The 26,288-nt window shown below is 68.4% G+C and carries 30 protein-coding genes; 17 read left to right on the top strand and 13 right to left on the bottom strand.

Features of this window, described 5'->3' with window-relative positions:
- Nucleotides 1-84 precede the first annotated feature (84 nt).
- The 4 genes from LFM09_RS07795 to kstR form a co-directional block, all read right to left on the bottom strand.
- Complete coding sequence (locus LFM09_RS07795; RefSeq protein WP_414095624.1) at nt 85-486, bottom strand: hypothetical protein; 402 nt, start codon at nt 484-486, stop codon at nt 85-87.
- Between the two features lie 129 nt (nt 487-615).
- Nucleotides 616-1,197: a hypothetical protein gene (locus LFM09_RS07800; protein WP_414095625.1), complete on the bottom strand. Its 582-nt coding sequence runs from the start codon at nt 1,195-1,197 to the stop codon at nt 616-618.
- 140 nt (nt 1,198-1,337) lie between these two features.
- Nucleotides 1,338-1,469 (bottom strand): hypothetical protein, encoded by a 132-nt coding sequence (locus tag LFM09_RS07805; protein WP_414095626.1) that lies wholly within the window; start codon nt 1,467-1,469, stop codon nt 1,338-1,340.
- 103 nt (nt 1,470-1,572) lie between these two features.
- Nucleotides 1,573-2,148, bottom strand: a complete 576-nt coding sequence (gene kstR, locus LFM09_RS07810; RefSeq protein WP_414095975.1) for a cholesterol catabolism transcriptional regulator KstR — start codon at nt 2,146-2,148, stop codon at nt 1,573-1,575.
- A gap of 159 nt (nt 2,149-2,307) precedes the next feature.
- Here kstR and LFM09_RS07815 point away from each other — a divergent pair, with 159 nt between their 5' ends.
- From LFM09_RS07815 to LFM09_RS07840, 6 genes are read left to right on the top strand one after another with little or no spacing between them, the layout of a single operon-like run.
- Nucleotides 2,308-4,194: an acyl-CoA dehydrogenase family protein gene (locus LFM09_RS07815; RefSeq protein ID WP_414095627.1), complete on the top strand. Its 1,887-nt coding sequence runs from the start codon at nt 2,308-2,310 to the stop codon at nt 4,192-4,194.
- Nucleotides 4,194-5,228 carry an acyl-CoA dehydrogenase family protein gene (locus tag LFM09_RS07820; RefSeq protein ID WP_414095628.1) on the top strand — a complete coding sequence of 345 codons (1,035 nt, stop codon included), beginning with the start codon at nt 4,194-4,196 and terminating at the stop codon, nt 5,226-5,228. Before LFM09_RS07815 ends, LFM09_RS07820 begins: the two co-directional genes overlap by 1 nt.
- Nucleotides 5,218-6,345: an acyl-CoA dehydrogenase family protein gene (locus LFM09_RS07825; protein WP_414095629.1), complete on the top strand. Its 1,128-nt coding sequence runs from the start codon at nt 5,218-5,220 to the stop codon at nt 6,343-6,345. The genes LFM09_RS07820 and LFM09_RS07825 overlap by 11 nt, the downstream gene beginning before the upstream one ends.
- Entirely contained in the window at nt 6,345-7,235 is an 891-nt protein-coding gene (locus LFM09_RS07830) for a Zn-ribbon domain-containing OB-fold protein (RefSeq protein WP_414095976.1), read from the top strand. The genes LFM09_RS07825 and LFM09_RS07830 overlap by 1 nt, the downstream gene beginning before the upstream one ends.
- The gene (locus LFM09_RS07835) at nt 7,222-7,605 is read left to right on the top strand and encodes a MaoC family dehydratase (RefSeq protein ID WP_414095630.1); all 384 of its coding nucleotides are present in this window, start codon (nt 7,222-7,224) and stop codon (nt 7,603-7,605) included. Before LFM09_RS07830 ends, LFM09_RS07835 begins: the two co-directional genes overlap by 14 nt.
- Nucleotides 7,602-8,744, top strand: coding sequence for a lipid-transfer protein (locus tag LFM09_RS07840; RefSeq protein ID WP_414095631.1), 1,143 nt, complete (start codon nt 7,602-7,604; stop codon nt 8,742-8,744). The genes LFM09_RS07835 and LFM09_RS07840 overlap by 4 nt, the downstream gene beginning before the upstream one ends.
- On the opposite strand, the gene LFM09_RS07845 is transcribed toward LFM09_RS07840, so the two are convergent.
- Nucleotides 8,730-9,680: a Clp protease N-terminal domain-containing protein gene (locus tag LFM09_RS07845; RefSeq protein WP_414095632.1), complete on the bottom strand. Its 951-nt coding sequence runs from the start codon at nt 9,678-9,680 to the stop codon at nt 8,730-8,732. The two genes, LFM09_RS07840 and LFM09_RS07845, sit on opposite strands and share 15 nt — an antisense overlap.
- 65 nt (nt 9,681-9,745) lie before the next feature.
- Here LFM09_RS07845 and LFM09_RS07850 point away from each other — a divergent pair, with 65 nt between their 5' ends.
- Nucleotides 9,746-10,108 carry an excisionase gene (locus tag LFM09_RS07850; protein WP_414095633.1) on the top strand — a complete coding sequence of 121 codons (363 nt, stop codon included), beginning with the start codon at nt 9,746-9,748 and terminating at the stop codon, nt 10,106-10,108.
- On the top strand, nt 10,105-11,076 hold the full coding sequence (locus tag LFM09_RS07855; protein ID WP_414095634.1) for a hypothetical protein: 972 nt from the start codon (nt 10,105-10,107) through the stop codon (nt 11,074-11,076). Before LFM09_RS07850 ends, LFM09_RS07855 begins: the two co-directional genes overlap by 4 nt.
- On the opposite strand, the gene LFM09_RS07860 is transcribed toward LFM09_RS07855, so the two are convergent.
- Genes LFM09_RS07860 through LFM09_RS07880 form a run of 5 tightly spaced genes read right to left on the bottom strand, consistent with a single transcriptional unit; the run spans nt 11,063 to nt 15,809 of the window.
- Entirely contained in the window at nt 11,063-11,890 is an 828-nt protein-coding gene (locus tag LFM09_RS07860) for a MaoC/PaaZ C-terminal domain-containing protein (RefSeq protein WP_414095635.1), read from the bottom strand. The genes LFM09_RS07855 and LFM09_RS07860 overlap by 14 nt on opposite strands.
- A gap of 11 nt (nt 11,891-11,901) precedes the next feature.
- Entirely contained in the window at nt 11,902-12,870 is a 969-nt protein-coding gene (locus LFM09_RS07865) for a 2Fe-2S iron-sulfur cluster-binding protein (protein WP_414095636.1), read from the bottom strand.
- Nucleotides 12,863-13,069 carry a hypothetical protein gene (locus LFM09_RS07870; protein ID WP_414095977.1) on the bottom strand — a complete coding sequence of 69 codons (207 nt, stop codon included), beginning with the start codon at nt 13,067-13,069 and terminating at the stop codon, nt 12,863-12,865. The genes LFM09_RS07865 and LFM09_RS07870 overlap by 8 nt, the downstream gene beginning before the upstream one ends.
- 29 nt (nt 13,070-13,098) lie before the next feature.
- Entirely contained in the window at nt 13,099-14,241 is a 1,143-nt protein-coding gene (locus tag LFM09_RS07875; RefSeq protein ID WP_414095637.1) for a Rieske 2Fe-2S domain-containing protein, read from the bottom strand.
- The gene (locus LFM09_RS07880) at nt 14,238-15,809 is read right to left on the bottom strand and encodes an FAD-dependent oxidoreductase (RefSeq protein WP_414095638.1); all 1,572 of its coding nucleotides are present in this window, start codon (nt 15,807-15,809) and stop codon (nt 14,238-14,240) included. Before LFM09_RS07880 ends, LFM09_RS07875 begins: the two co-directional genes overlap by 4 nt.
- 115 nt (nt 15,810-15,924) lie before the next feature.
- Here LFM09_RS07880 and LFM09_RS07885 point away from each other — a divergent pair, with 115 nt between their 5' ends.
- The 8 genes from LFM09_RS07885 to hsaB are packed head-to-tail and all read left to right on the top strand — an operon-like array spanning nt 15,925 to nt 23,485.
- Complete coding sequence (locus LFM09_RS07885; RefSeq protein ID WP_414095639.1) at nt 15,925-17,403, top strand: FAD-binding protein; 1,479 nt, start codon at nt 15,925-15,927, stop codon at nt 17,401-17,403.
- Entirely contained in the window at nt 17,397-18,167 is a 771-nt protein-coding gene (locus LFM09_RS07890) for a 2-keto-4-pentenoate hydratase (RefSeq protein WP_414095640.1), read from the top strand. The genes LFM09_RS07885 and LFM09_RS07890 overlap by 7 nt, the downstream gene beginning before the upstream one ends.
- A 9-nt stretch (nt 18,168-18,176) precedes the next feature.
- Nucleotides 18,177-19,055 carry an acetaldehyde dehydrogenase (acetylating) gene (locus LFM09_RS07895; protein ID WP_414095641.1) on the top strand — a complete coding sequence of 293 codons (879 nt, stop codon included), beginning with the start codon at nt 18,177-18,179 and terminating at the stop codon, nt 19,053-19,055.
- A complete protein-coding gene (gene dmpG / locus LFM09_RS07900) occupies nt 19,021-20,031 on the top strand; it encodes a 4-hydroxy-2-oxovalerate aldolase (protein WP_414095642.1) in 1,011 nt (336 codons plus the stop codon). Before LFM09_RS07895 ends, dmpG begins: the two co-directional genes overlap by 35 nt.
- Entirely contained in the window at nt 20,028-21,194 is a 1,167-nt protein-coding gene (hsaA, locus tag LFM09_RS07905; RefSeq protein ID WP_414095643.1) for a 3-hydroxy-9,10-secoandrosta-1,3,5(10)-triene-9,17-dione monooxygenase oxygenase subunit, read from the top strand. The genes dmpG and hsaA overlap by 4 nt, the downstream gene beginning before the upstream one ends.
- 10 nt (nt 21,195-21,204) lie before the next feature.
- Nucleotides 21,205-22,014, top strand: coding sequence for a 4,5:9,10-diseco-3-hydroxy-5,9,17-trioxoandrosta-1(10),2-diene-4-oate hydrolase (hsaD, locus tag LFM09_RS07910; RefSeq protein ID WP_414095644.1), 810 nt, complete (start codon nt 21,205-21,207; stop codon nt 22,012-22,014).
- Between the two features lie 17 nt (nt 22,015-22,031).
- Nucleotides 22,032-22,934, top strand: a complete 903-nt coding sequence (gene hsaC, locus LFM09_RS07915) for an iron-dependent extradiol dioxygenase HsaC (protein WP_414095645.1) — start codon at nt 22,032-22,034, stop codon at nt 22,932-22,934.
- Nucleotides 22,934-23,485, top strand: coding sequence for a 3-hydroxy-9,10-secoandrosta-1,3,5(10)-triene-9,17-dione monooxygenase reductase subunit (gene hsaB, locus LFM09_RS07920; protein WP_414095646.1), 552 nt, complete (start codon nt 22,934-22,936; stop codon nt 23,483-23,485). Before hsaC ends, hsaB begins: the two co-directional genes overlap by 1 nt.
- Before the next feature lie 153 nt (nt 23,486-23,638).
- Here hsaB and LFM09_RS07925 read toward each other — a convergent pair whose 3' ends face one another.
- Nucleotides 23,639-24,454 carry a class I SAM-dependent methyltransferase gene (locus tag LFM09_RS07925; protein ID WP_414095647.1) on the bottom strand — a complete coding sequence of 272 codons (816 nt, stop codon included), beginning with the start codon at nt 24,452-24,454 and terminating at the stop codon, nt 23,639-23,641.
- 42 nt (nt 24,455-24,496) lie between these two features.
- Here LFM09_RS07925 and LFM09_RS07930 point away from each other — a divergent pair, with 42 nt between their 5' ends.
- The gene (locus LFM09_RS07930; RefSeq protein WP_414095648.1) at nt 24,497-24,889 is read left to right on the top strand and encodes a helix-turn-helix domain-containing protein; all 393 of its coding nucleotides are present in this window, start codon (nt 24,497-24,499) and stop codon (nt 24,887-24,889) included.
- Here LFM09_RS07930 and LFM09_RS07935 read toward each other — a convergent pair.
- Together LFM09_RS07935 and LFM09_RS07940 are read right to left on the bottom strand one after the other, a co-directional pair.
- Complete coding sequence (locus tag LFM09_RS07935) at nt 24,886-25,479, bottom strand: hypothetical protein (protein ID WP_414095649.1); 594 nt, start codon at nt 25,477-25,479, stop codon at nt 24,886-24,888. The two genes, LFM09_RS07930 and LFM09_RS07935, sit on opposite strands and share 4 nt — an antisense overlap.
- A 5-nt stretch (nt 25,480-25,484) precedes the next feature.
- On the bottom strand, nt 25,485-26,288 hold the full coding sequence (locus LFM09_RS07940) for a hypothetical protein (RefSeq protein WP_414095650.1): 804 nt from the start codon (nt 26,286-26,288) through the stop codon (nt 25,485-25,487).

The raw sequence follows: 26,288 nt of genomic DNA on the forward strand, positions 1-26,288 counted from the left end.
TATAGATCCGATGTGTCTGGTGGTTTTGTCCTGTTCAGTTCATCCGGCTGAACCGTCGAGCAGCTTGTCCAGCGTGATTGGTTCTCAGCTGCCGGTCGTGGTCTCGCAGTCGACCTTTTGGCCGGGCGCGCCGGTCACGGTCGCCAGGACCTTCTCGTCGTCCAGCAGGATGCGGCACGTCAGCACCTGGTTGCCGTTGGGTGTCGCGCTCACCCCGGCCTTCTCGCCGGCGTTGATGATCACCTCGGCCTTGAACGGGAGCGTCGAGGCCTTGGAGATGACGTGCGGGGATTCCTTCTTGTAGCGGTCCGCGTTCTGCAGGTACTCGACCTGCATGGGCGTGTCGGCGGCGGGCTCGGTCGTCACCTCGTAGGAGATGGCCCAGGACTTGCCGGTGAGCGCCGCCCAGCCGCCGTTCTGGTGGACCAGGAAGGCGGTCGTCCCGCCGATCACGGCCAGCACGGCGAGGACTACGAGCGTCTTCATGGGACAGACGTTAGGGCCGGCGGCGTGCGCCGGCATCGTTCGGGGGGCGGACTCTCAGGTCATTCCGCGGGCGTAGTGCGCACGAGGGCCGTCCGCAATCGGCGTTCGACAGCGGACGGCCCGGGTGGATCAAGTGGTGCAGCGGGTGAGGCTTCCAGGGTTGGCCAGGTAAGCGCTGCGGATGAAGCCGACCGTTTTGGTCCTGCGGGCTACGACCAGGTCGAAGCTCTCCCCTCCGAAGCTGATCCAGCAGTGCGAGACGATGTCTTCGTTGTCCTGCACGGTTTCGTGGGCCCAGTTGTCCACCGGGTGCATGCGCACCCAGGCGGGGTTGTACTGAGGCTGCAGGTTGGTGAGCTTTCCGATCTCAGGGCACCACTTCCTCCTCGTGTGCGTGAGGTTGTCGCTGTGGGTGAAGCCGACGAACCTCTTGTCGTGGTCGTAGACCAGGCTCCAGAGCAGGTTGTCGGCGCCGTAGATCTGGCAGATCGACGCGATGTCGGTGCCGAACTCGAGCACCAGGTGCGGGCCGTAGTTCACGTCGGGCCGGAAGCGGATCCAGGTCGGTTCCGCCTTGATGTCGGTGGCCTCGCCGATGCCCGTGATGCCGACGTCCTCGGCGGGCTTCTGTGCGTGTCCCGCAGGAGGCGCGGTGAGCAGTGAAGCGGCCACGATCAACGAGGCCATGGCGGTTTTGAACGTTCGTTTCAAGAGAGCTCCCCCAGAGATCTCGCGGACGAGGGAGGAAGCCCTGTTGACGCCTTCGCCCCGCCCGTAAACCTGAGTTTATGGGCGGGGCGGGCGTCAGTGGTGGTTTGACGGTTGACGGCCGATGGCGCGGACGGTTCGGGTCAGGGCGTGCCGGGGCACCCGTGCGCGCAGGCGATGACGACGTCGAAGTAAGCGGGGCCTGCTGGAGCCACGGCCAGCACCCCGCCGGCCGCCAGGAGCGAGAACAACAGGGCTGCGAACGTTCGCTTCATGAGGACTCCCCCAGAGAACTCGTGCCGAGGGGAGACCAACTCGTGTCGGTGCACGGCCCCCCAGCCTGAACTTGACCTTACGGGAGTCCGGAGTGGCTTGCGGCTATTTCAGCAGCAGGCGGACGGTGAGTTCCAGGCGGTTCGCGACGTCGGTGGCGGTGGCGCGGCGGGTGACCCAGGCGACCAGGTTCGACAGCCACACGTCGCCGATGACGCGGGCGATGGCCTTCTGCTCGTCGGTCGGCTCTTCGTCGCTCATCGCGCGGGTGAACATCGATTCCATGAGCCAGGAGACGCGGTCGATCTCGGCGCCCGCGGAGGCGTCGGCGAAGGTGAACGCGCGCGTCATCGCCTCGGTGAGGTGCGGGTTGCGCTGCAGACCCCTGGTGATGCGGCCGAGGACGAACAGCACGCGCTCGTAGGCGCTGTCGCCGGGGACCGTGGTGCGGTCCATCTTTTCCTGGGCGCGCTCGAGTTCTACCGCGAGGCTCGACACGAGCAGGTGGACCTTCGACGGGAAGTAGCGGTACAACGTGCCCAGTGCGACGTCTGCCCGGTCGGCGACGGCGCGCATCTGGACGGCGTCGAACCCGCCCTTGGACGCCAGCGCGATGGTCGCGTCGACGATCCTCTTGCGCCGCTCGCGCTGGGCCGCGGAGCTGAGCTCCTCGCCCGCCATGAGAGCGTCCGTGCGCGACTTCGAAGGTGACACGGAGATGATCCTCCTGGAACGTGTTGCAGCTGCCCCTTCATCCTACTCGATCGGTTTCCCAGGCATGATCTGTTGCCGGAATTAGAACACGTTCTATAAACTTCTTCACGTACTGGAGGAGGCCGCATGCCGATCGCCATGACCGGGGAGCACCACTCGTTGCGGGAGAGCGTGGACGCGGCCAAGGGCGAGTGGGACGACCTCGTCCGGGTCGGGTTCTTCGAGGTGATGCGCGAGGGCGGCACCGTTGTCGACCTCGCGGTGATGCTGGAGCGGGCCGCCGAGAACCTCGCGCCGGGGCCGTTGTTCCCCACCGCGCTGGTGTCCGTGCTGGTGCCGGACTTCGACGGGATCGCCGGGTTCGGGTTCTCGCCGTCTCACGTGGTGGGTGCAGCTGAGGCGACGCACGTGCTGGTCAAGACGGACGAGTGGAGACTCGTGCCGGTTGGCTCGATCACCGAGCTCCAGGCCGTCGACCTGTCGCGGTCGTTGGGCTCGGTGGTGGTGAACGGGCCTGGCCAAGTCGTCGGAGATCCGACCGATCTCGCGGTGACGTTGATGGCCGCCGAGGCGAGCGGTGTGGCGACCTGGTGCCTGAACACCGCTGTCTCGTATGCCAAGCAGCGGCAGCAGTTCGGGCGGGCGATCGGGTCGTTCCAGGCGGTGAAGCACCTCTGCGTGGAGATGCTCTGCAGGGCCGAGCAGGCTTCTTCGGTCGCGTGGGACGCGGCTCGTGATCCCGGCGACCCGCTGGCGGCAGCGGTGGCGGCGGCCGTGGCGCTGGACGCGGCGGTGCGCAATGCCAAGGACTGCATCCAGGTGCTCGGTGGGATCGGGTTCACCTGGGAGCACGACGCGCACCGCTACCTGCGCCGGGCGTTGGTGTTGCAGCAGCTCGCGGGTGGTGTCGCACGGTGGCGTCGCCGCGTCGCGGAGCTGGCGTTGTCCGGTGTGCGGCGTTCGCACTCGGTGGAGGTCGAGAGCGATCCCGAGGTGCGGGCGTTCGCGCTGGAGATCGCCGGGCTGGATGTGGGTGCGCAACGGGAACGGCTGGCGGACAGCGGTTTCCTCGTACCGCACTGGCCGCGTCCGTTCGGGTTGGACGCCTCGCCGGCGCGGCAGCTGGTGATCGACGACGAGTTCCACCGCGCCGGGGTGCGCCGGCCGGACCTGATCATCGGTGCGTGGGCGGGGCCGACGATCCTCCACCACGGGACGCCGGAGCAGCAGGAACGGTTCGTGCGGCCGACGTTGCGCGGCGAGATCACGTGGTGCCAGCTGTTCAGCGAACCGGAGGCCGGCTCGGACCTGGCGTCGTTGCGCACCAAGGCGGTCCGGGTGGACGGAGGCTGGCGGCTGACCGGGCAGAAGGTGTGGACGTCGCTGGCGCACCAGGCCGACTGGGCGATCTGCCTGGCCCGCACGGACTCCTCCGTGCCGAAGCACAAGGGCATCACGTACTTCCTGGTCGACATGCGTTCGGCCGGCGTCGAGGTGCGGCCGTTGCGGGAGATCACCGGCGATGCCCGGTTCAACGAGGTCTTCCTGGACGACGTGTTCGTGCCCGACGACTGCGTGGTCGGCGCGGTCAACGACGGCTGGCGGCTGGCCCGTACCACCCTGGCCAACGAACGGGTCGCGATGGGGTCGGCCCTGGGTGAGTCGCTGGAACGGATCCTGGACTCGCCGGTCGCCACGGACCACGCGGAACGGCTGGGTGCCCTGGTGTCACAGGGCATGGCGGTGTCGGCGCTGGAGCTGCGGGCGAGCCTGCGCGTGCTGGACGGGCAGGGGCCGGGCGCGGAGTCCAGCGTGCGGAAGCTCGTCGGGGTGCGGCAACGGCAGGACGTCGCGGAGTTCGCGGTCGAGCTGCTCGGGCCGGACGCGGCCGTCGACGGTGAGCTGGTCCACGAGTTCTTGCTGACGCGGTGCCTGAGCATCGCGGGCGGCACGACGCAGGTGCTGATGAACCTCGCTGGTGAACGAATTCTCGGTCTACCGAGGGAGACCTGATGGATTTCGAGCTCGACGAGACCCAGCGGGAGATCAGCCGGCTCGCGGCTGACGTGCTGGGCAGGGAGAGCGACACGCCCTGGAAAGCCATGGGGGAGGCGGGGTTGCTGGCCCTGGCCGTTCCGGAACGGCTCGGCGGTGACGGGCTCGGGGTGCTGGAGACGGCGGTGTTGCTGACGGAGGTCGGCCGGCGGGCGGTGGACGTGCCGGCGCTGGCGACGTTGGCGTTGGGCGTGCTGCCGATCGTGCGGTACGGGACGCCGGAGCAGCAGGACGAGTTGTTGCCGCTGGTGGTGGAGCAGCACGGGGTGTTGACGGCGGCGCTGAGCGAGCCGTCGTTGCCGCTGCCTGCAGAGCCGGGGACAACGGCGCGGTGGGACGGCGCCGGGGTGGTGGTGTCGGGGGAGAAGATCAACGTCCCGCACGCCACCGCCGCGCAACTGATTCTGGTGTCGGCGACGCTGGAGGGCCGGCCGGTCGTGGTCGTGGTGGATCCGGTGGCGGATGGGGTGTCCACATCGGACGGCCGGGTGCGGCTGGACGAGGCACCTGGGCAGGTGTTGGGGGTGGGGGATGGTGCGGCCGAAGGCACCCGCCAACCGGCTCCACAGGGCAGTGCGGCCGATGGCATCCGTCGACTAGCCCTGGCCGGTGCCTGCGCGGTGGGCGACGGCGTCCTCGCTGGCGCGCTCGACCTCACCGTGAAGCACGTCGGCACCCGCCACCAGTTCGGCAAGCCGCTCTCCACCTTCCAGTCCGCGGCCTGCCAGGTCGCGGACGTCTACATCGCCGCCCGCACCCTCCACCTGGCGGCGTTGACCGCCTGCTGGAGCCTCGACGACAACGACCTCGGCACAGCGGCCTACTGGCTGGCGGCCGAGGCGTTGCCGGCCGTGCACACCTGCCACCACCTGCACGGCGGGCTCGGCCTCGACATCACCTACCCGATGCACCGGTACTACGGCATGGCCAAGGAGCTGACGCGGTTCGTCGGCGGAGTGGAGCACCGCTTGGGGGCCATCGATGTTCATTGACCTCACCGCCGAACAGCGCGCCTTGCGGGACGAGTTGCGCGAGTACTTCGCGAACCTCATGTCCGCCGAGGAACGCGAGGCGATGCTCACCGAACGGCACGGCGAGACCTATCGCGCGCTCGTGCGCAGGCTCGGACGTGACGGCAGGCTCGGCGTCGGATGGCCGGAGGAGTACGGCGGCAAGGGGTTCGGGCCCGTCGAGCAGCAGATCTTCGTGAACGAGGCCGCCCGTGCGGACGTCCCGCTGCCGTACGTGACGCTGCAGACGGTCGGGCCGACCTTGCAGGCTTTCGGCACTGACGAACAGAAGGACTTCTTCCTGCCGCGCATCCTCAGCGGTGACCTCCACTTCGCCATCGGCTACACCGAACCGGACGCGGGCACGGACCTGGCGTCGTTGCGCACCAAGGCAATCCGGCAAGACGATCACTACATCGTCAACGGGCAGAAGACCTTCACGACCGGTGGTCACGACGCCGACTACGTGTGGCTGGCGTGCCGCACTGGAGCGGCGGACTCGCGGCACAAGGGCATCACGATCCTCATCGTCGACACCAAAGACCCCGGCTACTCGTGGACGCCGATCATCACGTGCGACGGCGCGCATCACGTGAACGCCACCTACTACAACGACGTGCGCGTGCCCGAGAACCGCAGGGTCGGCGAGGAGAACAAGGGCTGGCGGCTGATCACCACCCAGCTCAACCACGAACGCGTGATGCTCGGCCCGTCCGGCAGGCTCGGCGCGCTGGTGGAACGCGTGCACAGCTGGGCCGCCGAACGCCAGCTCCTCGACGAACCGGACGTGCGTCGGGCGTTCGCCGAGGCGCGTGCGGTGCACCGGGTGAACGAGCTGCTCAACTGGCAGGTCGCGAGCGGTGAGGTGGAGGTCGCGGACGCCAGTGCCACCAAGGTGTTCGCCGCGGACCGCACGCAACGCGTCGGCCGGCTGCTCGAAGAACTGGTCGGACGGCACGGCGCTCCCGCGGACCTCGTCAGGTGGCTGGACGTGCAGGCGCGGCGCAACCTCGTGCTGACCTTCGGCGGGGGAGTGCAGGAGATCCAGCGCGAGCTGATCGCCAACATCGGGCTCGGTCTACCACGGGTGGTGCGATGATCGACATCGAGAAAGAGGCAGCGCGCATCGCCGAGCTGGGCGAGTCGGCGCCGAGGCTCGCCCGTGATCCGGTGAACCTGCCGATGATCAACAACTGGCTGGAGGCGTTGGGCGACCAGCACCCCGGCTACACCGAGGTGGCGCCGCCCGCGATGGTCCAGGTGTGGACGATGGGCGGGTTGCACGGGCAGCGCACCCTCGACGACCCGCTCGGCGCCATGATGAAGATCCTGGACGAGGCAGGGTTCACGTCCGTGGTGGCGACGAACAGCGACCAGACGTACCACCGGTACCTGAAGATCGGTGAGCACCTCTCGGTGACGTCGACGCTGGAGGACGTCACCGGGCCGAAGAAGACCGCGCTGGGCGAAGGCTGGTTCGTCACGACCAGGAGCACCTGGTACGTCGGGGATGAGCCGGTCGCCGAGATGCGGTTCCGGGTCCTGAAGTTCCGGCCCGCCGCCGCGCCCGAAACCGCTGCACCCGCAGCCCAACCCACCTCTCAAGCGATTCGCCCTGCGGTCAACCGCGACACCGAGTACTTCTGGGAAGGCTGCCGGCAGGGCGAACTCCGCATCCAGCGGTGCGGTCAGTGCGGGCTGCTCCGGCACCCACCAGGCCCGATGTGCCCGGAATGCGGTGCCACCAAACCGAAGTACCTCGTCTCGGACGGCCGCGGCGTGGTCTACAGCTACGTCGTGCACCACCACCCGCAGGTGCCGGGCAAGCAGACCCCGTTCGTGGTCGCGTTGATCGAACTCGACGAGGGCGTCCGGATGCTCGGCGAACTGGACGGCGAACCGAGCATCGGGCTGCCGGTCGAGGTCGTGTTCACGAAGGTCGACGACGAACTGACGATGCCGAGCTGGAGGCCCCGTGCGGATCGGTGATTCCCTGCCCGAGTGGCACGTCGAGGCCACGCCGACGTTCGTGATCAGCACGGCGATCGCGACGCGCGACTTCCAGGACGTGCACCACGACCGCGACCTCGCGGTCCAGCGCGGGTCGAAGGACATCTTCATCAACATCCTCACCACGACCGGCCTGGTGCAGCGGTACGTCACGGACTGGGCGGGCCCGGAGGCGTTGGTGCGTCAGGTGAACATCCGGCTCGGCGCGCCCTGCTACGCCTACGACACGTTGAAGTTCTTCGGCCAGGTCATCGGGCGCGAGGACCAGGACCTGACCATCGAGGTCGTCGGCAGGACGGGGCACGGCGACCACGTCACCGGCACGGTCAAGATCGAGGTGCCGGCATGAACACTGCGATCGCAGGCATCGGCGCGACCGACTTCTCCAAGGACTCCGGTCGCAGCGAACTCCAACTGGCAGCCGAGGCGGTCAGGGCGGCACTCGACGACGCCGGACTCGAACCGTCTGATGTGGACGGACTCGTCAGCTTCACCATGGACACCAACGCCGAGATCGCGGTCGCTCGCGAACTGGGCATCCCGGAGCTGACGTTCTTCAGCCGCGTCCACTACGGCGGCGGGGCGGCGTGCGCGACAGTCCAGCAGGCCGCGATGGCCGTCGAGACCGGCGCGGCGAAGGTCGTCGTCTGCTACCGGGCGTTCAACGAACGCTCGGGCCACCGGTTCGGCCAGGTCCAGACCGCGGCGGCGGTCAACATCGACAACAGCTGGTCGTACCCGATGGGCCTGGGCACGCCCGCCGCGATGGTCGCGATGTTCGCCCGCCGGTACATGCACGAGTACGGCGCGACGTCAGAGGACTTCGGCCGGATCGCGGTGATCGACCGCAAGCACGCCGCCACGAACCCGCACGCGTGGTTCCACAACAGGCCGATCACCCTCGAAGACCACCAGAACTCCCGCTGGATCGCCGAACCACTGCACCTGCTCGACTGCTGCCAGGAGACCGACGGCGGTGTGGCGCTGGTCGTGACGTCGAAAGAACGCGCCCGCGATCTCAAGAACAAACCCGCGCACATCAAGGCCGCCACGCAGGGCAGCAGCGTCGACCAGTTCACGATGACGAGCTACTACCGCGACGACCTGACCAGGTTGCCGGAGATGGGCGTGGTGGCAAGAGGTCTGTGGGAGAAGTCGGGCATCGGTCCGTCCGATGTGGACGTCGCGGTGCTCTACGACCACTTCACCCCGTTCGTCCTGGTCCAACTGGAAGAGCTGGGCTTCTGCGGCAGGGGCGAGGCCAAGGACTTCGTGGCGTCGGGAGCCCTGGAACTGGACGGAGCGCTGCCGCTCAACCCGCACGGCGGCCAGCTCGGCGAGGCCTACCTGCACGGCATGAACGGCATCGCCGAGGGTGTGCGCCAGGTGCGCGGCACCGCGGTGAACCAGGTCGCCAACGTCGAACATGTCCTGGTCACCGCGGGAACAGGCGTCCCGACCAGCGGCCTGGTCCTAGGGTCGCCGTAGCCGGTCGCGCATCACCTTGCGCACCATCTTCAACAGCCCCTTGGTCTCGTCCTCCGGCTCGGCCTGGAGGTACCCGAGGAGTTGGAGCAACAGGTCGTTCGTCGACGACCAGAGCGGCACGAAGCTGCCGGCGACAGGCCCGGTCCCCCGGATCGGGCCTCCGGTCACCTCGGTGATGCGCCGGACCAGCTCCAGGGTGCGTTCGTCGCGGAACACCAGCTGCGCCTCGCCGTCGCCTAGCCGGATCTCCATCTTGCGGGCGGCGGTCTCCTCCGGCGTGGCGTCGGTGGTGGTGTCCGGGTCGAGCTCGTCGATCTTCGCGGCGATCGCGTCCGGGTCGATTCCGAGGTCCGCGAGGACACGGGCCGCCATGCTGCCTTCCGACCTGACCAGTGCCTCCAGCAGGTGGTGGCTGCCGACCGGGCCCGCTCCGGCCAGTGCTTCCGCCGCGGCGAACGCCTCGTCGGCGGCGGTGGTCGACTTGTGCGCGCGGGTGGATGGTTCGGCCAGCTCTGCCAGCAGGAGCTTGCGCAGGCGCTTCAGGTCGTCGAGGCGTTTCGCGAGGACCTTCGCCGCGACCCCGTCGCCTTCCTTGATCAGCCCCAGCAGGATGTGCTCGGCCCCGATGTGGTTGTGGTCGAGGCTGTGCGCCTCGCGCAGCGCCAGCTCGAGAACCTTCTTCGCCCTCGGGGTGAACGGGATGTGCGACTTCGGTGCCGGCTCCGCACCGCGCGGGACGATCTCGATCACGTCGGCCGTGACCGACTCCTCGGTGAACCCCAGCTGGAGCAGCACCCTGGTCGGGACGCTGGCCGGTGCGTGGAAGAGGCCGAGCAACACGTGCTCGGTCCCGATGTGGTTGTGCTGCAGCTCCCGCGAGGCGTCCTGAGCGTGCACGACGACCTGGCGGGCCTCCCCGGTGAATCGCTCGAACATGAGTCGAGCGTGCGCGCCTACGATTAACCATGTCAATGCTGTGTCACTGACAGGGTGGTGTACCAATGGCAACCGACTGGGAGGACCGGCTCGCGAAGTGGCGGGACGAGCTGCAGCTGTTCGCGCAACTGGAGGACACTCCGTGGGTGTCGCTCGCGCAGGCCGAGGCGGAGACCGGGGTGTCCCGCTCCGCCCTGCGGTCCTGGTACCGCAACGGTGAGATCCAGTCACGCCTGGTCGACGGCCCGAACGGGCCACAGCGGCTGGTTCCGCTGGAGGCCGTCGTGGAACGCGCCGCCCGCTCACCCCGGATCCAGCGCAGGGCCGAACGGGAGGTCAGCCTCGAAGCCCAGGTGACCCTGTTGCGGCACAGGGTGGATCAGTTGGAACTGCGGTTGGCGGCACTGGAGCGGAGGTCACCACCATGACGCTCGTCGAGGCGTTGCACGTGAGCAACGGCGACAGCACCGACGTGCCGGGGACCGGGCTGGCGCGGCGCGTCCTGTACTGGCGCGACTCCCTGCACGAAGGGCCGGTGCCTGCGGTGGGCACCGAGGAACTGCGCCGGATCAGAGCTGACTTCCTCGCGCGCAGCAACGTCGACGACCGGGCGGAGGGCCCGGCCATGTTCGCCGAGCGGGACCGGACCCTGGCAGCGGGCAGAGACGGCGAGTACGTGCTGTGGTTCGAAGCGGATCTGTACGACCAGCTGCAGATCATCCAGATCCTCGCGCGGCTCGCGGACCTCGGTGTGCCGGCCGAACGCATCACGTTGATCTGCATCGGTGAGTACCCCGGCATCGCCCGCTTCGGCGGTCTCGGCGAGCTGACGGCCGAGCAGTTGCGCGATCTGCCCGCGACGAACGCGTGTGCGGTCCTGACGCCGGACGCGGTGCGGCTCGCCGTCGAGGCGTGGGACGCCTTCCGGGCACCGACACCGGAAGGGGTGAACGCGGTCGCCGCCGTGCGCTCGGGCGAGCTGCGGTTCCTGGGCGAGGCGTTCGACCGGCTCAGCCGCGAGTATCCGTCCACTCGCGACGGTCTGTCTCTCACCGAACGGCGCGTGCTGGCCGCCGTCGCGGGCGGAGCACCCGACGCGGGCACGGCGTTCGTCCGCGCGGCGGCCAGGGAAACCCGTCCGTACCTCGGCGACACCTGGTGTTTCCTGCTGATGGAACGGCTGGCGCACGCACCCGTTCCACTGCTCGGCACCGACGAGCGGATCACCCGCCACACCCGCCTGACCCTGACCCCGGCCGGGGCACGGGTACTGGCGGGAGAGGAAGACCACGTGACGCTCAACGGTGTCGACAGGTGGATCGGCGGAGTCCACCTGCGCCCGCATCACCCGCAATGGCGCTGGGACGAAGGGACCGAAGTCATCACACGGTGTTGAGCACGGCGTCAGCGAGAACGGGACGGTCCGCGACGGACGTCGTGAGCACGAGCCGCGGACCGTCCCGCCACACCCGCGTGGTCAGCGTTTCGCCGGGGAACACCACGCCCGCGAACTTCGCGCCGAACGACAGCACCTGCTCGGGACCGTCGAGCACGGCATCGATCACCGCCTTGCACACCACGCCGTACGTGCACAGCCCGTGCAGGATCGGCTGGTCGAACCCGGCCATCTGCGCGAAAGCAGGATCGGCGTGCAACGGGTTCCGGTCACCGCAAAGCCGGTACAGGTGAGCCTGCTGCGGCAACGTCGGCGTCTCGATCACGAAGTCCGGCTCGCCCGAGGGCACCTCGACCTTGCCCGAAGGCCCGCGTTCTCCGCCGAACCCGCCCTCACCGCGGGCGAAGATGCTGGAACGAGTGGTGTAGAGCGAGGTCCCGTCGGGAGTCACCGCAGTCGACTCCTGCACGATGACCGCCGCCTTGCCCTTGTCCCACACGTCCGCGATCCGCGTCCGCAACACGGCCTCACCCTCGGCGGGAAGAGCGGTGTGCACGGTGATCTCCTGCGTCCCGTGCAGAACCCGCGCGAGGTCGATGTCGACGCCGGGGAACGACACGGCCGGCGGCGCGGTCTCGTGGAACCGGGGCGCGACCACACCGAACGTCGGCAGCACCTCCAGGCCCTGCTCGTAGACGTACCGGAGTTCGGTGGCCCCCAAAGCCAGGTGGTAGAGCAGCACGTCCGAGTGCGTCCAGGAGAACTTGATCTCGGGAAGTTCCGCCCCGATCGCGATGTCCGGATCGATCGGCATGCAAGCACCCCTCACTCGTAGGTGATCTTCACCGTGTCGGTGACCGGAACCGACTGGCACGCCAGCACGATGCCGTCGGCGATGTCCTCGGAGTCGAGCACGTCGTTGTTGAGCATCTTGACCTCGCCCTCGACCAGCCGGCACGCGCACGCGCTGCACGCACCCTCGCGGCACGAGTACGGCGCGTCGAGCCCCTTCTCCAGCAACAGGTCGAGCAGCTTCTGCCGTGCGGGCCACGGAAACCGGTGCTCAGCGCCGTCCAGCGACACCTCGACCACCGCGTCCGGCCGGTCGTCGACCACCGGCACGACCTCGGCGAACGGATCACTCGACAACGACACGAACTTCTCGACGTGCACCACCGGAACATCGTGCAACGCCTTGCGAGCAGCCTCCATGAACGGTCCGGGCCCGCACACGAACGCCTCGTCGCACTCCCGGACGAACGCCCGCAACGCCCCCAGATGAGGCAACCCCTGCACCGACTCCAGCCAGTGCACGACGACGAGCCGATCCGGATGTTCACGAGCCAACGAGTCGAGTTCGCGGGCGAAGATCACCGAGCCCTCGTCCCGGTTGGCGTAGAACAGAAAAACCCGGCCAGAGCCTTGGAGGAGCACGGCCCTGATGATCGACATCACCGGCGTGATCCCGCTGCCGGCCGCGAACGCCAGCAACGACCCGTCCAAAGACGAGGGCGTGAACACCCCGGCCGGCGCCAGCACGTCCAACTCAGCGCCGACGCTCACCGAGGAGCACATCCAGACCGACCCGTACCCGTCCGGCGTCCGCTTGACCGTGATCTTCAACGGCTCACCCGGCGCGCTGGACAGGGAGTAGCAGCGCGCCACGTCGCCCGCTCGCACGGTCAGGAACTGACCTGGCCGCGACGAGAACGAAGCCCCGGACAGCACGAACGAGCGCGCGTCCGCGGTCTCCTCGATCACGGCGTCGACCCGCAGCCGGTGCACCTCAGCCATCGGCGACCTCCAGCGTTCCATCGCGCACGGCCTTCTCGATGCTGTCCCGCAACCGCAGGCACGTCGGCAGGAACGCCGACCGAGGTCCGCACAGTTCAGGGCAGGAACTGGTGTCCGACAACCACTGCACGCTCGTGTGCTGCGGGCTGTTCTTCTTCACCAGCACCCGGTTTCCGCAGTCGCACCGCACGGGCTCCATGCCACCACGCAGGAACTCGTCGCGCTCGCTCACGTCGCCGTCTCCTGAGGTGCCGGTTCCCTCCTGGCGAGATTCTCGGCGACCTCCTTCTCCCACACCTCGACGGCACGGCTCGTGTCGACCTCGAACTCGAAGCGCCGCACCATGTCGTCGGTGACGTCCTCCACGTCGACGTAGAACTGCTCGTACCAGCGCCGCAACTGGTAGACCGGCCCGTCCTCCTCGCACAGCAACGGGTTGTCGATCCGCGTCTTGTTCTGCCAGATCTCCACGTCCTGCAGGAACCCGACGCCGATGCCGCGCGCGAACTTGGCGGCGATCTTGTCGGCGTGCACGTCGTCGACGCCCGGCAGCTTCTTCACGATCGCGCCCCACTGGAGCTTGAACGAGGTCGGCGAGATCGGGTAGTGGCAGTTGATCAGCACCGTCTCGATCTCGATGCCCTTGTAGTCGTTCCACAGGTAGTCGATCATGTACGACGGCCCGTAGTACGCGGCCTCCGAACGCACCTCGACGTCACCGGTGTAGTTCGAGCCCATCGCGACGTCCGGGCGTCCGCGCGTGGTCAGGTACTGCGAGGCGACGTGGCCCTCCATCACGTTCTTGAAGTACGTCGGGAACGCGAAGTGGATGTAGAAGAAGTGCGCCATGTCGACGACGTTGTCGATGATCTCGCGGCAGTTCGCGTTGTCGATCACCACCGAGTCCCACGTCCAGTTGCTCCACTCGGTGCTGAACGCGGCGTCGATGCGCGGGATGATCACGTTGTCCGGCGGTGGGTTGCCCTGCGGGTCGTTCCACACGAAGAGCTGCTTGTTCTCCTCCAGCGTGATCCACGACCGGGTGCGCGCCCGCAGCGGAACCCGCTTGGCGTAAGGGATGTCGACGCACCGGCCGTTGCCCGCCCAGCGCCAGTCGTGGAACGGGCAGGCGATGGCGTTGCCCTTGACCGTGCCCTGGGTGAGGTCGCCGCCCATGTGCCGGCAGTACCCGTCGAGCACGTTGATCTTGCCGTCCTCGGTCGCGAACACCACGAGCTTCGTGCCGAACGCCTCGATCGCGTGCGGTTTGCCGTCGCGGAAGTGGTCGGCGAGGCCGAGGCAGTGCCAGCCGCGCGCGAACCGAGCGGGAGGCGCGCCGGTGTCGATCGTGCGCACAGCGTCCTGCGTCATCGCGTTCCTCCAGAGATGTCGAGTCCGGCGAGATAGCCGAAGGTCATCGCCGGTCCGAGGGTGGCGCCGGCACCCGCGTAGGTGTGGCCCATCACGGACGCGCTGGTGTTGCCCGCCGCGTACAGACCTTCGATCACCGAACCGTCCTCGCGCAGCACCCGCGCGTGGGTGTCGGTGCGCAGGCCGCCTTTGGTGCCGAGGTCACCGGGCACGATCTTGACCGCGTAGAACGGGCCCGTCGTCAGCGGAGCCAGGTTGGGGTTCGGATGGTTGCGCGGATCGCCGTAGTAGCGGTCGTACGCGCTGTCGCCGCGGTGGAAGTCCTCGTCCTTACCGCCCACCGCGAGTGTGTTGAACCGCCTGACGGTGTCGAGGAGTTCGGGCAGGTCGGCTGCCTGGGCGAGTTCTTCCAGGCTGGGCGCGGTGAGCACGGACTCCTTCCAGCGCCGGGGGAGCGGCCGTCGTGGCGGGATGCCGCAGAACGGGTAGCGGCTGCGGTAGGTGTGGTCGAAGACGAGCCAGGTGTCGCCGGTCATCGCGTTCACCACGTCGATGTAGGGCGCTGCCTCGTTGACGAAACGACGTCCGGTCTTGTCGACCAGCACGCAGCCGGGCAATGAGCGTTCGGCGAGCAGGAAGAAGGGGCCGCGCGGCAGCGGGACCGACGGGCCCCACCAGGCGTCCTCCATCAGCCCGACGGCCGCACCCGCCCGCAGGCCGGCCTCGATGCCGTCGCCGGTGTTGGCCCTCGCGCCGACCGTCCACTCCGTACCGATGTCCTGGTGCTGTTTGCGCAGGCGCTCGTTGTGCTCGAACCCGCCCGCGGCCAGGACGACGTGCTTCGAGGTGATCAGCCTGTCTCCCACGAGAACGCCTGCGACCCGGCCGTTCTCGTAGTGCAGGTCGGTCATCGCGGTGTTGAGCCGGACCTCGACGTTCAGCGCCTTCAGGCCTGCTCTGAGCCCTGCGGCGAGTGCCTGGCCCATCGTCAGGCGCCTGCCCGGCAGGAACCGGCGGGCGAAGACCTTCATCGCGGTGAACAGACCTCGTGGATGCCGCCCGATCAGCGTCAGCCACCTGTAGTCGGATTGGGTGATCACGATGCCCGCCGGCGTTGGCACGTACGGCGGTTCGAGGTCCTTGATCTCCTCACCGAGGAGGTTCGTGTTGAACGGCAAGGGCTCGACCGACCGGCCTCTGGGCTGGCCGCCGGGCGCCTCGGGGTAGTAGTCGGCGTAGTCGCGGACCCAGCGGAACCTCAGCGGCGTGTGCGCGACGACGAACGCGAGCATCGCCGGTCCGGCGTTCAGGAACGCCTCACGCAGTTCGGCGGGCACGTCCCCGGCGATGTGCTCCAGGTAGGTGCTGGCCTGCTCTGGTGAGTCGGGAATGCCGTTGGCGGCGACCACGGCGTTGTTCGGCACCCAGATGCCGCCGCCGGACCGCGCGGTCGAGCCGCCGAAGTGCTCGGCCTTCTCGATGACGAGGGTGCGCAGGCCGTGCTGAGCGGTGCAGAGGGCGGCTGTCATGCCTGCCGCGCCGCTGCCGACGACGATCACGTCGTACATCGCACCTCCCCGGTGACTCAGACTAGAACAGGTTATAGTTCTGAGCCGGTTTGGCGCTATGGTGTAGGAGTTCCAGGCAAGTCGACTCACCAAGAACCTGTTTCTGGAGGGTTGCGTGGAAGTCACCGCTGACGTGGTCGTCATCGGCTTCGGTGCGGCCGGCGCGTGCGCCGCCATCGAGGCTGCGGCGGCCGGTGCGTCAGTGGTGGTGCTGGACCGGTTCGGAGGTGGTGGGACGACCGCGCTGTCCGGCGGCATCGTGTACGCGGGCGGCGGGACGCGGCAGCAGGTCGAGGCCGGCGTCGCGGACACACCCGAGGCGATGTTCGCCTATCTGAAGCACGAGGTCCGGAACGCGGTCTCCGAGGTGACGCTGCGGCGGTTCTGCGAGGACAGCGCCAAGATGTTGGCCTGGCTGGAGGACCAGGGCGTGCCGTTCTCGGCGAGCCTGTGCCCGTTCAAGACCTCGTACCCGACCGACGACTACTACCTCTACCAGTCCGGCAGCGAGAACGCGTGGCCCGATCCGGCGCCGCGTGGCCACCGGGCCAGGGCGAAGGGCGTCTCCGGCAAGCTCTTCTTCGCGCGGCTGGCCGAGGCGACGCGCCGGGCCGGTGCGCGGGTCATGACGCAGACGACCGCGGTTGAGCTGATCACCTCGAACGGCCGGGTGACCGGTGTGCGTTGTCGCAGGTTGTCGGGCCTTCCGCAGGCGCTGCACCGGGTGCTGGCGAAGGCCGGTGCCAAGCCGTGGATCTACTACCCGCCGCTCGGCCGGAAGCTGTTCGGGCTGGCCGGTTGGCTGGAACGCCGGTTCGGCAGCGAGGTCGTGGTTTCCGCACGGCAGGGTGTCGTGATCACCGCTGGTGGGTTCATCGCTGATCGCGCGTCGGTGCACGAGAACGCTCCGGCCTACCGCGGCGGTCTTGCGCTCGGCACACCCGCGGACGACGGCTCCGGTATCCGGATGGGTGTCGCGGCCGGTGGCCGGACCGCGCGGATGGACAAGATCTCGGCGTGGCGGTTCGTCACGCCGCCCAGTGCGTTGCAACGCGGGGTTCTGGTCGATGCGCAGGGCCAGAGGTTCGGTGACGCGACGCGGTACGGCGCGGCCATCGGGGACGCGATCGTCGAACGCGGCGGCAAGGCGTGGCTGCTGATCGACGCCGACGTGCTGCAGGTGGCCCAGGCGCAGGTGAAGACGCAGACGGCACCGTTCCAACGGTGGCAGGCCCGCTACCTGCTGAAGACCGGACTGGTCACCGCGCCGACGGTCGAAGAAGTTGCGGCCAAGGCGGGGATCGGGACGCCCGAACCGTTCGGCAGACCGCCGTACTCGCTGATCAACGTGTCGGTGCGGGCCGGTTTCGGTTACCCGTGCCCGATGCTGACGCTCGGCGGACTCGTCGTGGACGAGGAAACCGGTCAGGTGCAAGGAGTTCCCGGCCTGTACGCGGCCGGTCGGTCGGCCGTCGGGGTGTGCTCGGAGTCGTACGTCAGCGGGTTGTCGCTCGCCGACTGCGTCTTCTCGGGCCGCCGCGCCGGGCAACACGTTGCCAAATCATCAGGTGCAGGGGAGGAGGCCAGGTGCTGACGATCCAGTCCAGGGAGGCTGCCGCCGAACTGCTGCGCGTGGCGGAACGCGACCGCGTGCCGATCAAGCCGCTGGTCGAGCTGTACCCCGAGATCGACGTGATCGACGCGTACGAGATCCAGCTGCTCAACGTCCGGCACCGCAACCGCGACGTCATCGGCCACAAGGTCGGGCTGTCGTCGCTGGCGATGCAGCAGATGATGGGCGTCGACGAACCGGACTACGGCCACCTGCTCGACGACATGCAGCTGGCCGGGACCGCGGACGCCTCGGCGTACCTGTACCCGCGGGTCGAGGTGGAGATCGCGTTCCTGCTCGCCCGCGACCTGCCCGGTGAGGGCTGCACGGTCGAGGACGTGCTGGCAGCGACCGAGTTCGTCGCGCCGGCCATCGAGCTGATCGACAGCCGGATCGAGAACTGGCGGATCGGCCTGCAGGACACCATCGCGGACAACGCGTCGTCGGCAGGCTTCATGCTGGGCTCCGAGCGCGTTCGTCCGTCCGAACTGGACATCGGCGCAGTGGCAGCAACGTTGCGTCGCAACGGTGAGGTCGTTGCTGAAGGGCGCGGTGACGCCGTGCTGGGCGATCCGGCGATCGCGGTGGCGTGGCTGGCGGAGAAGGTCGCGTCGTTCGGTGTCCGGCTGTTGGCCGGTGACATCGTGCTGCCGGGCTCGTGCACGCGGGCAATCGACGCGCGGCCGGGAGACGAGTTCCACGCCGAGTTCGCCGGACTTGGCTCTGTTGACCTGAAATTCGAATGAGGTGACTGGGTGAAGGCGGCCATCGTCGGGTCCGGCAACATCGGCACCGACCTGCTCTACAAGCTCCGGCGCTCCGAAGTGCTGGAACCTCGCTGGATGGTGGGCATCGACCCGGCCAGTGAGGGTCTCCGGCGCGCGGCGTCACTGGGGCTGGAGGTGTCGGTCGACGGCGCGGACTGGTTGCTTCGTCAGGACGAGCTGCCCGACATCGTCTTCGAGGCGACGTCCGCGGCGGTGCACCGGGCGAACGCGCCGCGCTACGCGGAGGCGGGCATCCGGGCGATCGACCTGACACCGGCGGCGGTCGGGCCGTGCGTCGTGCCGCCGGTGAACCTCGGCGAGCACCAGGACGCGCCCAACATCAACCTGATCACGTGCGGTGGGCAGGCCACGATTCCCATGGTGCACGCGGTCTCCCGCGTTGTGCCGGTGTCGTACGCGGAGATCGTCGCGAGCGTGGCGTCGGTGTCGGCGGGACCGGGGACGCGGGCCAACATCGACGAGTTCACCCGCACGACCAGTCACGGCATCGAGTCGATCGGCGGAGCTTCGAAGGGCAAAGCGATCATCGTGCTGAACCCCGCCGACCCGCCGATGATCATGCGGGACACGATCTTCTGCGCGATCCCCGAGGACGCCGACCCGGACGCGATCACGGACTCGATCGCCCGGATGGAGACCGACATCCGTTCGTACGTGCCGGGATTCCGGCTGCTGCGGGAACCGCAGTTCGACGCCGGCCGGGTGGCGATCTTCGTGGAGGTCGCGGGGGCGGGCGACTTCCTGCCCGCCTACGCCGGGAATCTCGACATCATGACGGCCGCCGCGACCAAGGTGGGGGAGGAGATCGCGCATGCAGCTGCGGCTGACCGACACGTCACTGCGTGACGGCTCGCATCACAAGCGGCACCAGTTCACGGCCGAGGACGTGCGCTCGATCGTCGCGGCGCTCGACGGCGCCGGGGTGCCGGTGATCGAGGTGACGCACGGCGACGGGCTGGGCGGGTCGTCGTTCAACTACGGCTTCAGCCACACCCCGGAACAGGAGCTGATCAAGGTCGCGGTCGAGACGGCGCAGCAGGCCAAGATCGCCGTGCTGATGCTGCCGGGTGTCGGGGTGAAGGACGACATTCTCATCTCCCAGGACAACGGCGCGTCGATCGTCCGGATCGCTACGCACTGCACCGAAGCAGACGTCTCGGTGCAGCACTTTCAGCTGGCACGTGAGCGTGGCTTGGAGACCGTCGGGTTCCTGATGATGGCGCACTCGCAGCCACCGGAAGCCTTGGCGAAGCAGGCGCGCATCATGGCCGACGCGGGGTGTCAGTGCGTGTACGTGGTCGACTCGGCCGGAGCCCTGGTGCTGGAACAGGTTTCGGACCGGGTGTCCGCGCTGGTGGCCGAGCTCGGGGACGACGTCCAGGTCGGCTTCCACGGACACGAGAACCTCGGGTTGAGCGTCGCGAACTCCGTTGCCGCGGCACGGGCCGGCGCGAAGCAGATCGACGGCAGCGTGCGCGGATTCGGTGCGGGCGCTGGGAACACGCCGCTGGAGGCGTTCGTCGGGGTGTGCGACAAGCTCGGGTTCGAGACCGGCGTCGACTTCTTCAAGATCGTGGACGCGGCCGAGGACGTCGTGCGGCCCGTGATGCCGGAGGAGTGCCTGCTCGACCGGATGGCGCTGATGATGGGCTACGCGGGCGTCTACTCCAGCTTCCTCAAACACGCGTACACGCAGGCGAAACGCTATGGCGTGTCCGGCGCGCAGATCCTCGTCCGCGCGGGCGAGCGCAAACTCGTTGGCGGGCAAGAGGACCAGCTGATCGACATCGCACTGGAGCTGAGCAGGGAGAAAGTCGGATGAGCGAGGAAATCCTCGGCAAGGTGCGGGATCTGCTGCCGGCTCTGCGGGAACGCGCGCAGGAGGCGGAGGAGCTGCGCAAGGTGCCGCCGGAGTCGGTGAAGGCGTTGCAGGAGACCGGGTTCTTCCGGATGCTGCAGCCGGTGCGGTACGGCGGGTTCGAGACGCATCCGCTGGCGTTCTACGAGGCCGTGAAGCTGATCGCGAGCGCGTGCGGGTCGACGGGCTGGGTCGCGTCGGTGCTGGGCGTGCACCCCTGGCACGTCGGGTTGTTCGACGTGCAGGCGCAGGAAGAGGTGTTCGGCGAGGACCAGGACACCCGGATCTCGTCGTCCTACGCGCCGACGGGCCGCGCGACGCCGGTCGACGGCGGGTTCCGGTTCAGCGGCAAGTGGAGCTTCTCCTCCGGCTGCGATCACGCCACCTGGGTGCTGCTCGGCGGTCTGGTGATGAACGACGAGGGCAAGCCGATCGACTTCCGCACGTTCCTGCTGCCGATCGCCGACTACACGATCAACGACGTCTGGGACACGGTCGGCCTGCGCGGCACGGGCAGCAACGACATCGTGGTCGAGGACGTGTTCGTGCCGGAACACCGCGCGCTGAGCATGATGCACACCGCTCGGTGCATCTGTCCCGGTCAGGACGTCAATCCCGGGCCGTTGTTCCGGATGCCGTACGGGACGATCCACCCGTTCGCGATCACCGCGCCGATGATCGGCATGGCTGTGGGCGCGTACGACATGCACGTCAGCGTGACCCGTGAGCGCGTCCGGGCCGCCTACCTGGGCGAGAAGTCGGTCGACGACCCGTTCGCTCAGGTGCGGATCGCCACGGCTGCCAACGACATCGACACCGCGTGGTGGCAGCTGGAGAAGAACATCAACGACGAGTGGGAACACGCCGTCGCCGGCACGAAGATCCCGATCGACATGAGGTTGCGGGCTCGCCGTGACCAGGTGTTGGGCAGTGCGCGGGCGATCTCCGCGATCGACCGGCTCTTCGAGAGTGCGGGCGGTAAGGCGATCAACCAGGGCTTGCCGTTGCCGCGGTTCTGGCGAGACGCGCACGCCGCACGGGTGCACGCGGCCAACGACCCGGAGCGCGTGCTTGTGCTGTACGGCAAGAACGAGCTCGGCATCCAGGTCCGCGACGGGCTGTTCTGAGGGGAGTGCTGTGAAGGTTCGGTTGCACTACCACGAGGCCGGCGCGGACCACACCGAGACGCTGGTCCTGCTGCACGGCGGCGGACCGGGTGCGTCGGCGCTGAGCAACTTCGGCCGCAACATCCCGGTGTTCGCGAAGTCGTTCCGCGTGCTGGCGGTCGACATGCCCGGCTACGGCCAGTCCGACAAGCCCGCCGAGCACGACCAGTACTTCACGTTCGCGGCACGGGCCTTGAAGGACCTGCTGGACGACCTGGGCGTCGAGCAGGCGCACATCCTCGGCAACTCGCTCGGTGGCGGCACCGCGGTCCGGTTCGCGCTGGACCACGGGAAACGGGCCGGGCGGCTCGTGCTGATGGGGCCGGGTGGGTTGTCGCTCAACGTCTTCTCGCCGGACCCGACCGAGGGTGTGCGCAAGCTCAGCGCGTTCGCTCGTACGCCCACGCGGGAGAAGATCGAGGAGTTCCTGCGGATCATGGTGTTCGACCAGTCGCTGGTGACGGACGAGCTGATCGACGAACGGTTCGAGGCCGCGTCGAAGCCGGAGTCGTTGCGCGCCATGGCCGCTTTGGGCAAGTCGTTCGCCGGCCCCGATTTCGAGCAGGGCATGTTGTGGCGTGAGGCCTACAAGCTGCGCCAACGGGTGCTGCTGGTGTGGGGCCGCGAGGACCGGGTGAACCCGCTCGATGGCGCTCTGCTGGCGATGAAGCTGATCCCGCGGGCGCAGCTGCACGTGTTCGGCGGCTGCGGGCACTGGGCGCAGCTGGAGAAGTTCGACGAGTTCAACCGGCTCGCGACTGATTTCTTAGCCGACAGGTGAATGGGGGCTGAGGCGTGATGGGGATCCGATCTCTGGGCTATCTCCGGATCGAGGCCACCGACATGGACCGGTGGCGCGAGTTCGGGTTGAAGGTCCTCGGCATGGTCGAGGGCAAGGGCTCCACGCCGGGGGCTTTGTACCTGCGGATGGACGACTTCCCGGCACGGCTGGTGATCGTGCCGGGAGAGGCCGATCGCCTGCAGGCTTCCGGGTGGGAGGCCGCTACCGAGGCCGAGCTGGAAGAAGTGGCCAAGCGCTTGGCCTCTGCGGGTGTCTCGTACGTCGAAGGTTCGGCCGAGGACCTGGCCGAGCGGCGGGTCAACGGGTTGATCAGGTTCGACGACCCGTCCGGCAACACGCTTGAGGTGTTCCACGGCGCGGCGTTGGAACACCGGCGGGTGGTCAGTCCGTATGGCCACCGCTTCGTGACCGAGGAGCAGGGCCTCGGTCACGTGGTTCTGTCCACTTCGGACGACGAGGCCGCGTTGCACTTCTACCGCGACGTGCTGGGGTTCCGGCTGCGCGACTCGATGCGGCTGCCACCGCAGTTCGTCGGCAGGCCCGCCGACGGCCCGCCCGCGTGGCTGCGGTTCTTCGGCTGCAACCCGCGGCACCACAGTCTGGCGTTCCTGCCGATGCCGACGCCGAGCGGGATCGTGCACCTGATGGTCGAGGTCGAGAACACCGATGACGTAGGCCTGACGCTGGATCGGGCGTTGCGGCGCAAGGTGCCGATGTCGGCGACGCTCGGCCGGCACGTGAACGACCTGATGTTGTCGTTCTACATGAAGACACCCGGCGGGTTCGACGTCGAGTTCGGCTGCGAGGGACGGCAGGTGTCCGATGAGGACTGGATCGCACGGGAAAGCACGGCGGTGAGCCTGTGGGGACACGACTTCAGCGTTGGCCACCAGAAGTGATGCAGCCAGAAGTGGCCTTGAACTTCCGTTCCGTACTGGGTCAGTTCTGCACGGGAGTGACCGTGGTGACCGGCACGTCCCCGGACGGGCCGGTCGGGTTCGCCTGCCAGGCGTTCGCGGCGCTGTCGCTGGACCCGCCGCTGGTGCTGTTCTGTCCACAACGGACTTCGCGCAGCTGGGCGGCGATGTCCGAGGCCGGTTCGTTCTGCGTGAACGTCCTGGCCGAGGACCAGCGCGAGATCTCGACGGTGTTCGGGAAGGCCGGTGCGGACAAGTTCGCTTCCGTGTCGTGGACGCCGTCGGCGACCGGGTCTCCGGTGCTCGACGGCGCCCTGACCTGGGTCGACTGCGAGGTGTCGGCGGTCCACACGGCCGGTGACCACCACATGGTCGTCGGCCAGGTCGTGGAGCTCGGTCCCGTGCGCGACGCGCAGCCGCTGCTGTTCTACCGCGGCCGCTACGCCGCGCACGCCGAGCTGGACACCCGCGGCTGGTCCGGCGAGGTCCTCGACAACCTGCTGACGTGGCAGCGCCAGTCAGAGTGGAGTTAGTGCTGTGACCGCCGACCTTCACCGCGTCTTCCGGCGCTCAGCAGGGCGCCTCGCGGCACCGGCCCCGCGCCCCCGTACAACCAGTACGAGGACGCGGGGCCGGCACCACGATGCACCCGTCTGACCGTCGAAAGACGGGGCATAGGCAGGCGGTCACAGCACTGAAGCCCTGATCTCCCATGCAGCGCTGGGGAAGCGGACCTCCCCGTTGCTCACGAACGGATCGAACGCGCGCAGCACGGTCTGGAGGACTTCCTGGCGTTCCTGCTCCTGCATGGGCTGGAGTGCCCGGCCCACCGGCCCGAGCATCGTCAGGTACACCGGCAGCACGTCCTCGGGCATGCCGCACTCCAGGTCGACCTTCCTGAACTCGACCTCGGTCCAGCCGCTGTCACCGAAGATCTTCCGCGTCCGGTCGGGATCGGTGAGCCCGTACGGACCGGGCGCGTTGGAGTCGAACGTCGGCAGGTCCGGCATCAGCGGTGCCACCGCACGTTCCGCGGTCGTCATGAAGGGGTTCTCTTCCTTGTCCCGCCACACCACGACCCTCAGTTCGCCGCCAGGTTTCGTGGCGCTCCTGAGGTTGCGGAACGCCGCCACCGGGTCGTCGAAGAACATGACCCCGAACCGCGACACGATCAGGTCGAACTCGGGCTTGAACGGGTACACCTGCGCATCCGCCTCGACGAACCGCGCGTTCGCGGTCTCCTGGGCCACGGCGATCTGCGGCCCGGAGATGTCGACGCCGAGGCATGGCACCTTGAGCGCGTCCGCGATCGCCCTGGTCACACCGCCGGTGCCGCAGCCGATGTCGAGCACGCCGGTGCGGGGTTTCTCCCGCGCCGCGGCGACGAGCAGGTCCTCGTACGGCTGGAGGACCACGTCGACCATGTCCCGCGCGGCGGCCCAGCCGTGCCCGCCGGGGCCGTTCCACAGTGCCGCCTGTTCGCTGTTGACCTCAGGTGTCATGCTCCTACCGTCCTACTTCAAGTCGGCTTGAGGTCAAGTGTCATGCAGGAACTGGGAATCGGCGAGGTGGTTCGGCGATCGGGCGTGCCCGCCTCGACCCTGCGCTACTACGAGGAGCGAGGCCTGATCGGCGCGGTGGGCCGGCGCGGGTTGACCCGCGTGTTCGACCAGGCCGTCTTCGAACGGCTGACGCTGATCTCGGTGGGGCGCGCGGCCGGGTTCACCCTCGACGAGATCGCGCTGATGTTCGCTTCGGACGGTCGGCCGCAGCTCGACCGCGCGATGCTCACGGGCAAGGCGGACGAGCTGGACGCGACGATCCGCAGGCTGACCGTCATGCGGGACGGCCTGCGGCACGCCGCGTCCTGCTCGGCGCCGAGTCACATGGAGTGCCCGAAGTTCCGGCGCCTCCTGGAACGGTTGACGAAGAGCTAGACGCTCCAGATCTGCGGTGCGACGGTGACCGCGGCAGCCTGGTACGGCGGCAGCGGCTTGCCCTCGACGACGACCTCGAGCGGCCACTTCTCCTTGAGCACCACCCACAACCGTCCCGAGAGTCCGGCGAACGCACCCAGCAGGTTCGCGCCCTCGGCGACCTGCAGCACGTACACCCACTTCGCGCCGTCGGGCGCGCCGTCCAGCGGCTCACGCCAGACCCGGCGCAACCGGCGGCCACCGTGCCGTGCGGCGTCGGCGGACAGCACGATGTCGGCCTTGCTCGGGTCCGGTGCGCCGGCGGGTGCCTGAGCGCTGAACCGGTACGCGACCGGTGGCACCTCGTCGATGATCGGCACCCCGGCGAGGTCCTGGACGTTGTCCTCATCCAAAGTGGACTCGATGAGGTCGTGCTCCTCCTGCGTCAGCCCGATGCTCTCGTACTGCATCGTGAGCAGGAGCGTGGCCTCGGCCTGCGCGGATTCGCCGCCGGAGTAGTCCTCGCGCACCGAGCGCAGGGTGTCGTCCGTCAACCGACCCGCGAGCCGCGCGCACAGGTCCGTGACCGTGGCGTAGGTCTTCACATCCATGAGATTCACTTCTTCTTGACGTACGGGCCGAGGTCGGTGTTGGTGACGTTACCTTGGGCGTCCTGGACGATTCTGACCATCCGGTCGCCCTTCGGGCCCTCCCAGGTCCAGCTGCCGTTCCCGTTGTTGACGTCCGGGTGACTGTAACGAGGCGCGACGCCCACCGGGATGCCAGGAGGCGCAGGGCTGGGCGCGGGCGGGTTCTGGATCACACCGGGGTTGGTGGCGTCGGGCGGGAACGACGTGCGGATCTCGCCGGTCGACAGGACCGTCGTCCGCACGAGCACACCGTCGACCATGCCCTCGTAGTTCCAGCCCCAGGCCGGGTTGCCGTTGGCGTCTTTCATCGCCTTCGGGTCCGTGTGGGTGGGCGGCCCCATCTGGGTGACCTGAAGGGCCGCGTCCATGATCTTGGGCTCTTTCCAGGCCACCGGGAACTCGGTCTTGGTGGAGAGTCCGGTGCCCGCGAGGTGACCGCCCTGTTTGCCGCCCTCACCTGGGATGATGTGCTTGCGGGACGCGTCGCTGTGGTGGATGTCCTCCGGCTTGGGCGGTGCCGTCGGCTTGGGCGGCATGGGCTTCTTGCCCTGCTGCTGGTTGTTGCCCTTGCCCTTGCCCTTGCCCGCCGGTGTGCCCGACCCGCCACCGCCACCCGGCTGGCCGGCCGTGGCCGCCTGCTTGGCGGCCTTCGTCGCGCTGGACACGCCCGCGCCCGCGTTGATGCTGCCGTGCGTCTGCGAGGGCTTGTTGTTCGGCGTGTTCGGGGTGTTGGGGGTGTTGCCGCCCGGATTCTTGGCTTTGCCTGTCAT

This window comes from Lentzea alba (genome assembly GCF_047445655.1).
In the GTDB taxonomy this organism is placed as follows: domain Bacteria; phylum Actinomycetota; class Actinomycetes; order Mycobacteriales; family Pseudonocardiaceae; genus Lentzea; species Lentzea alba_A.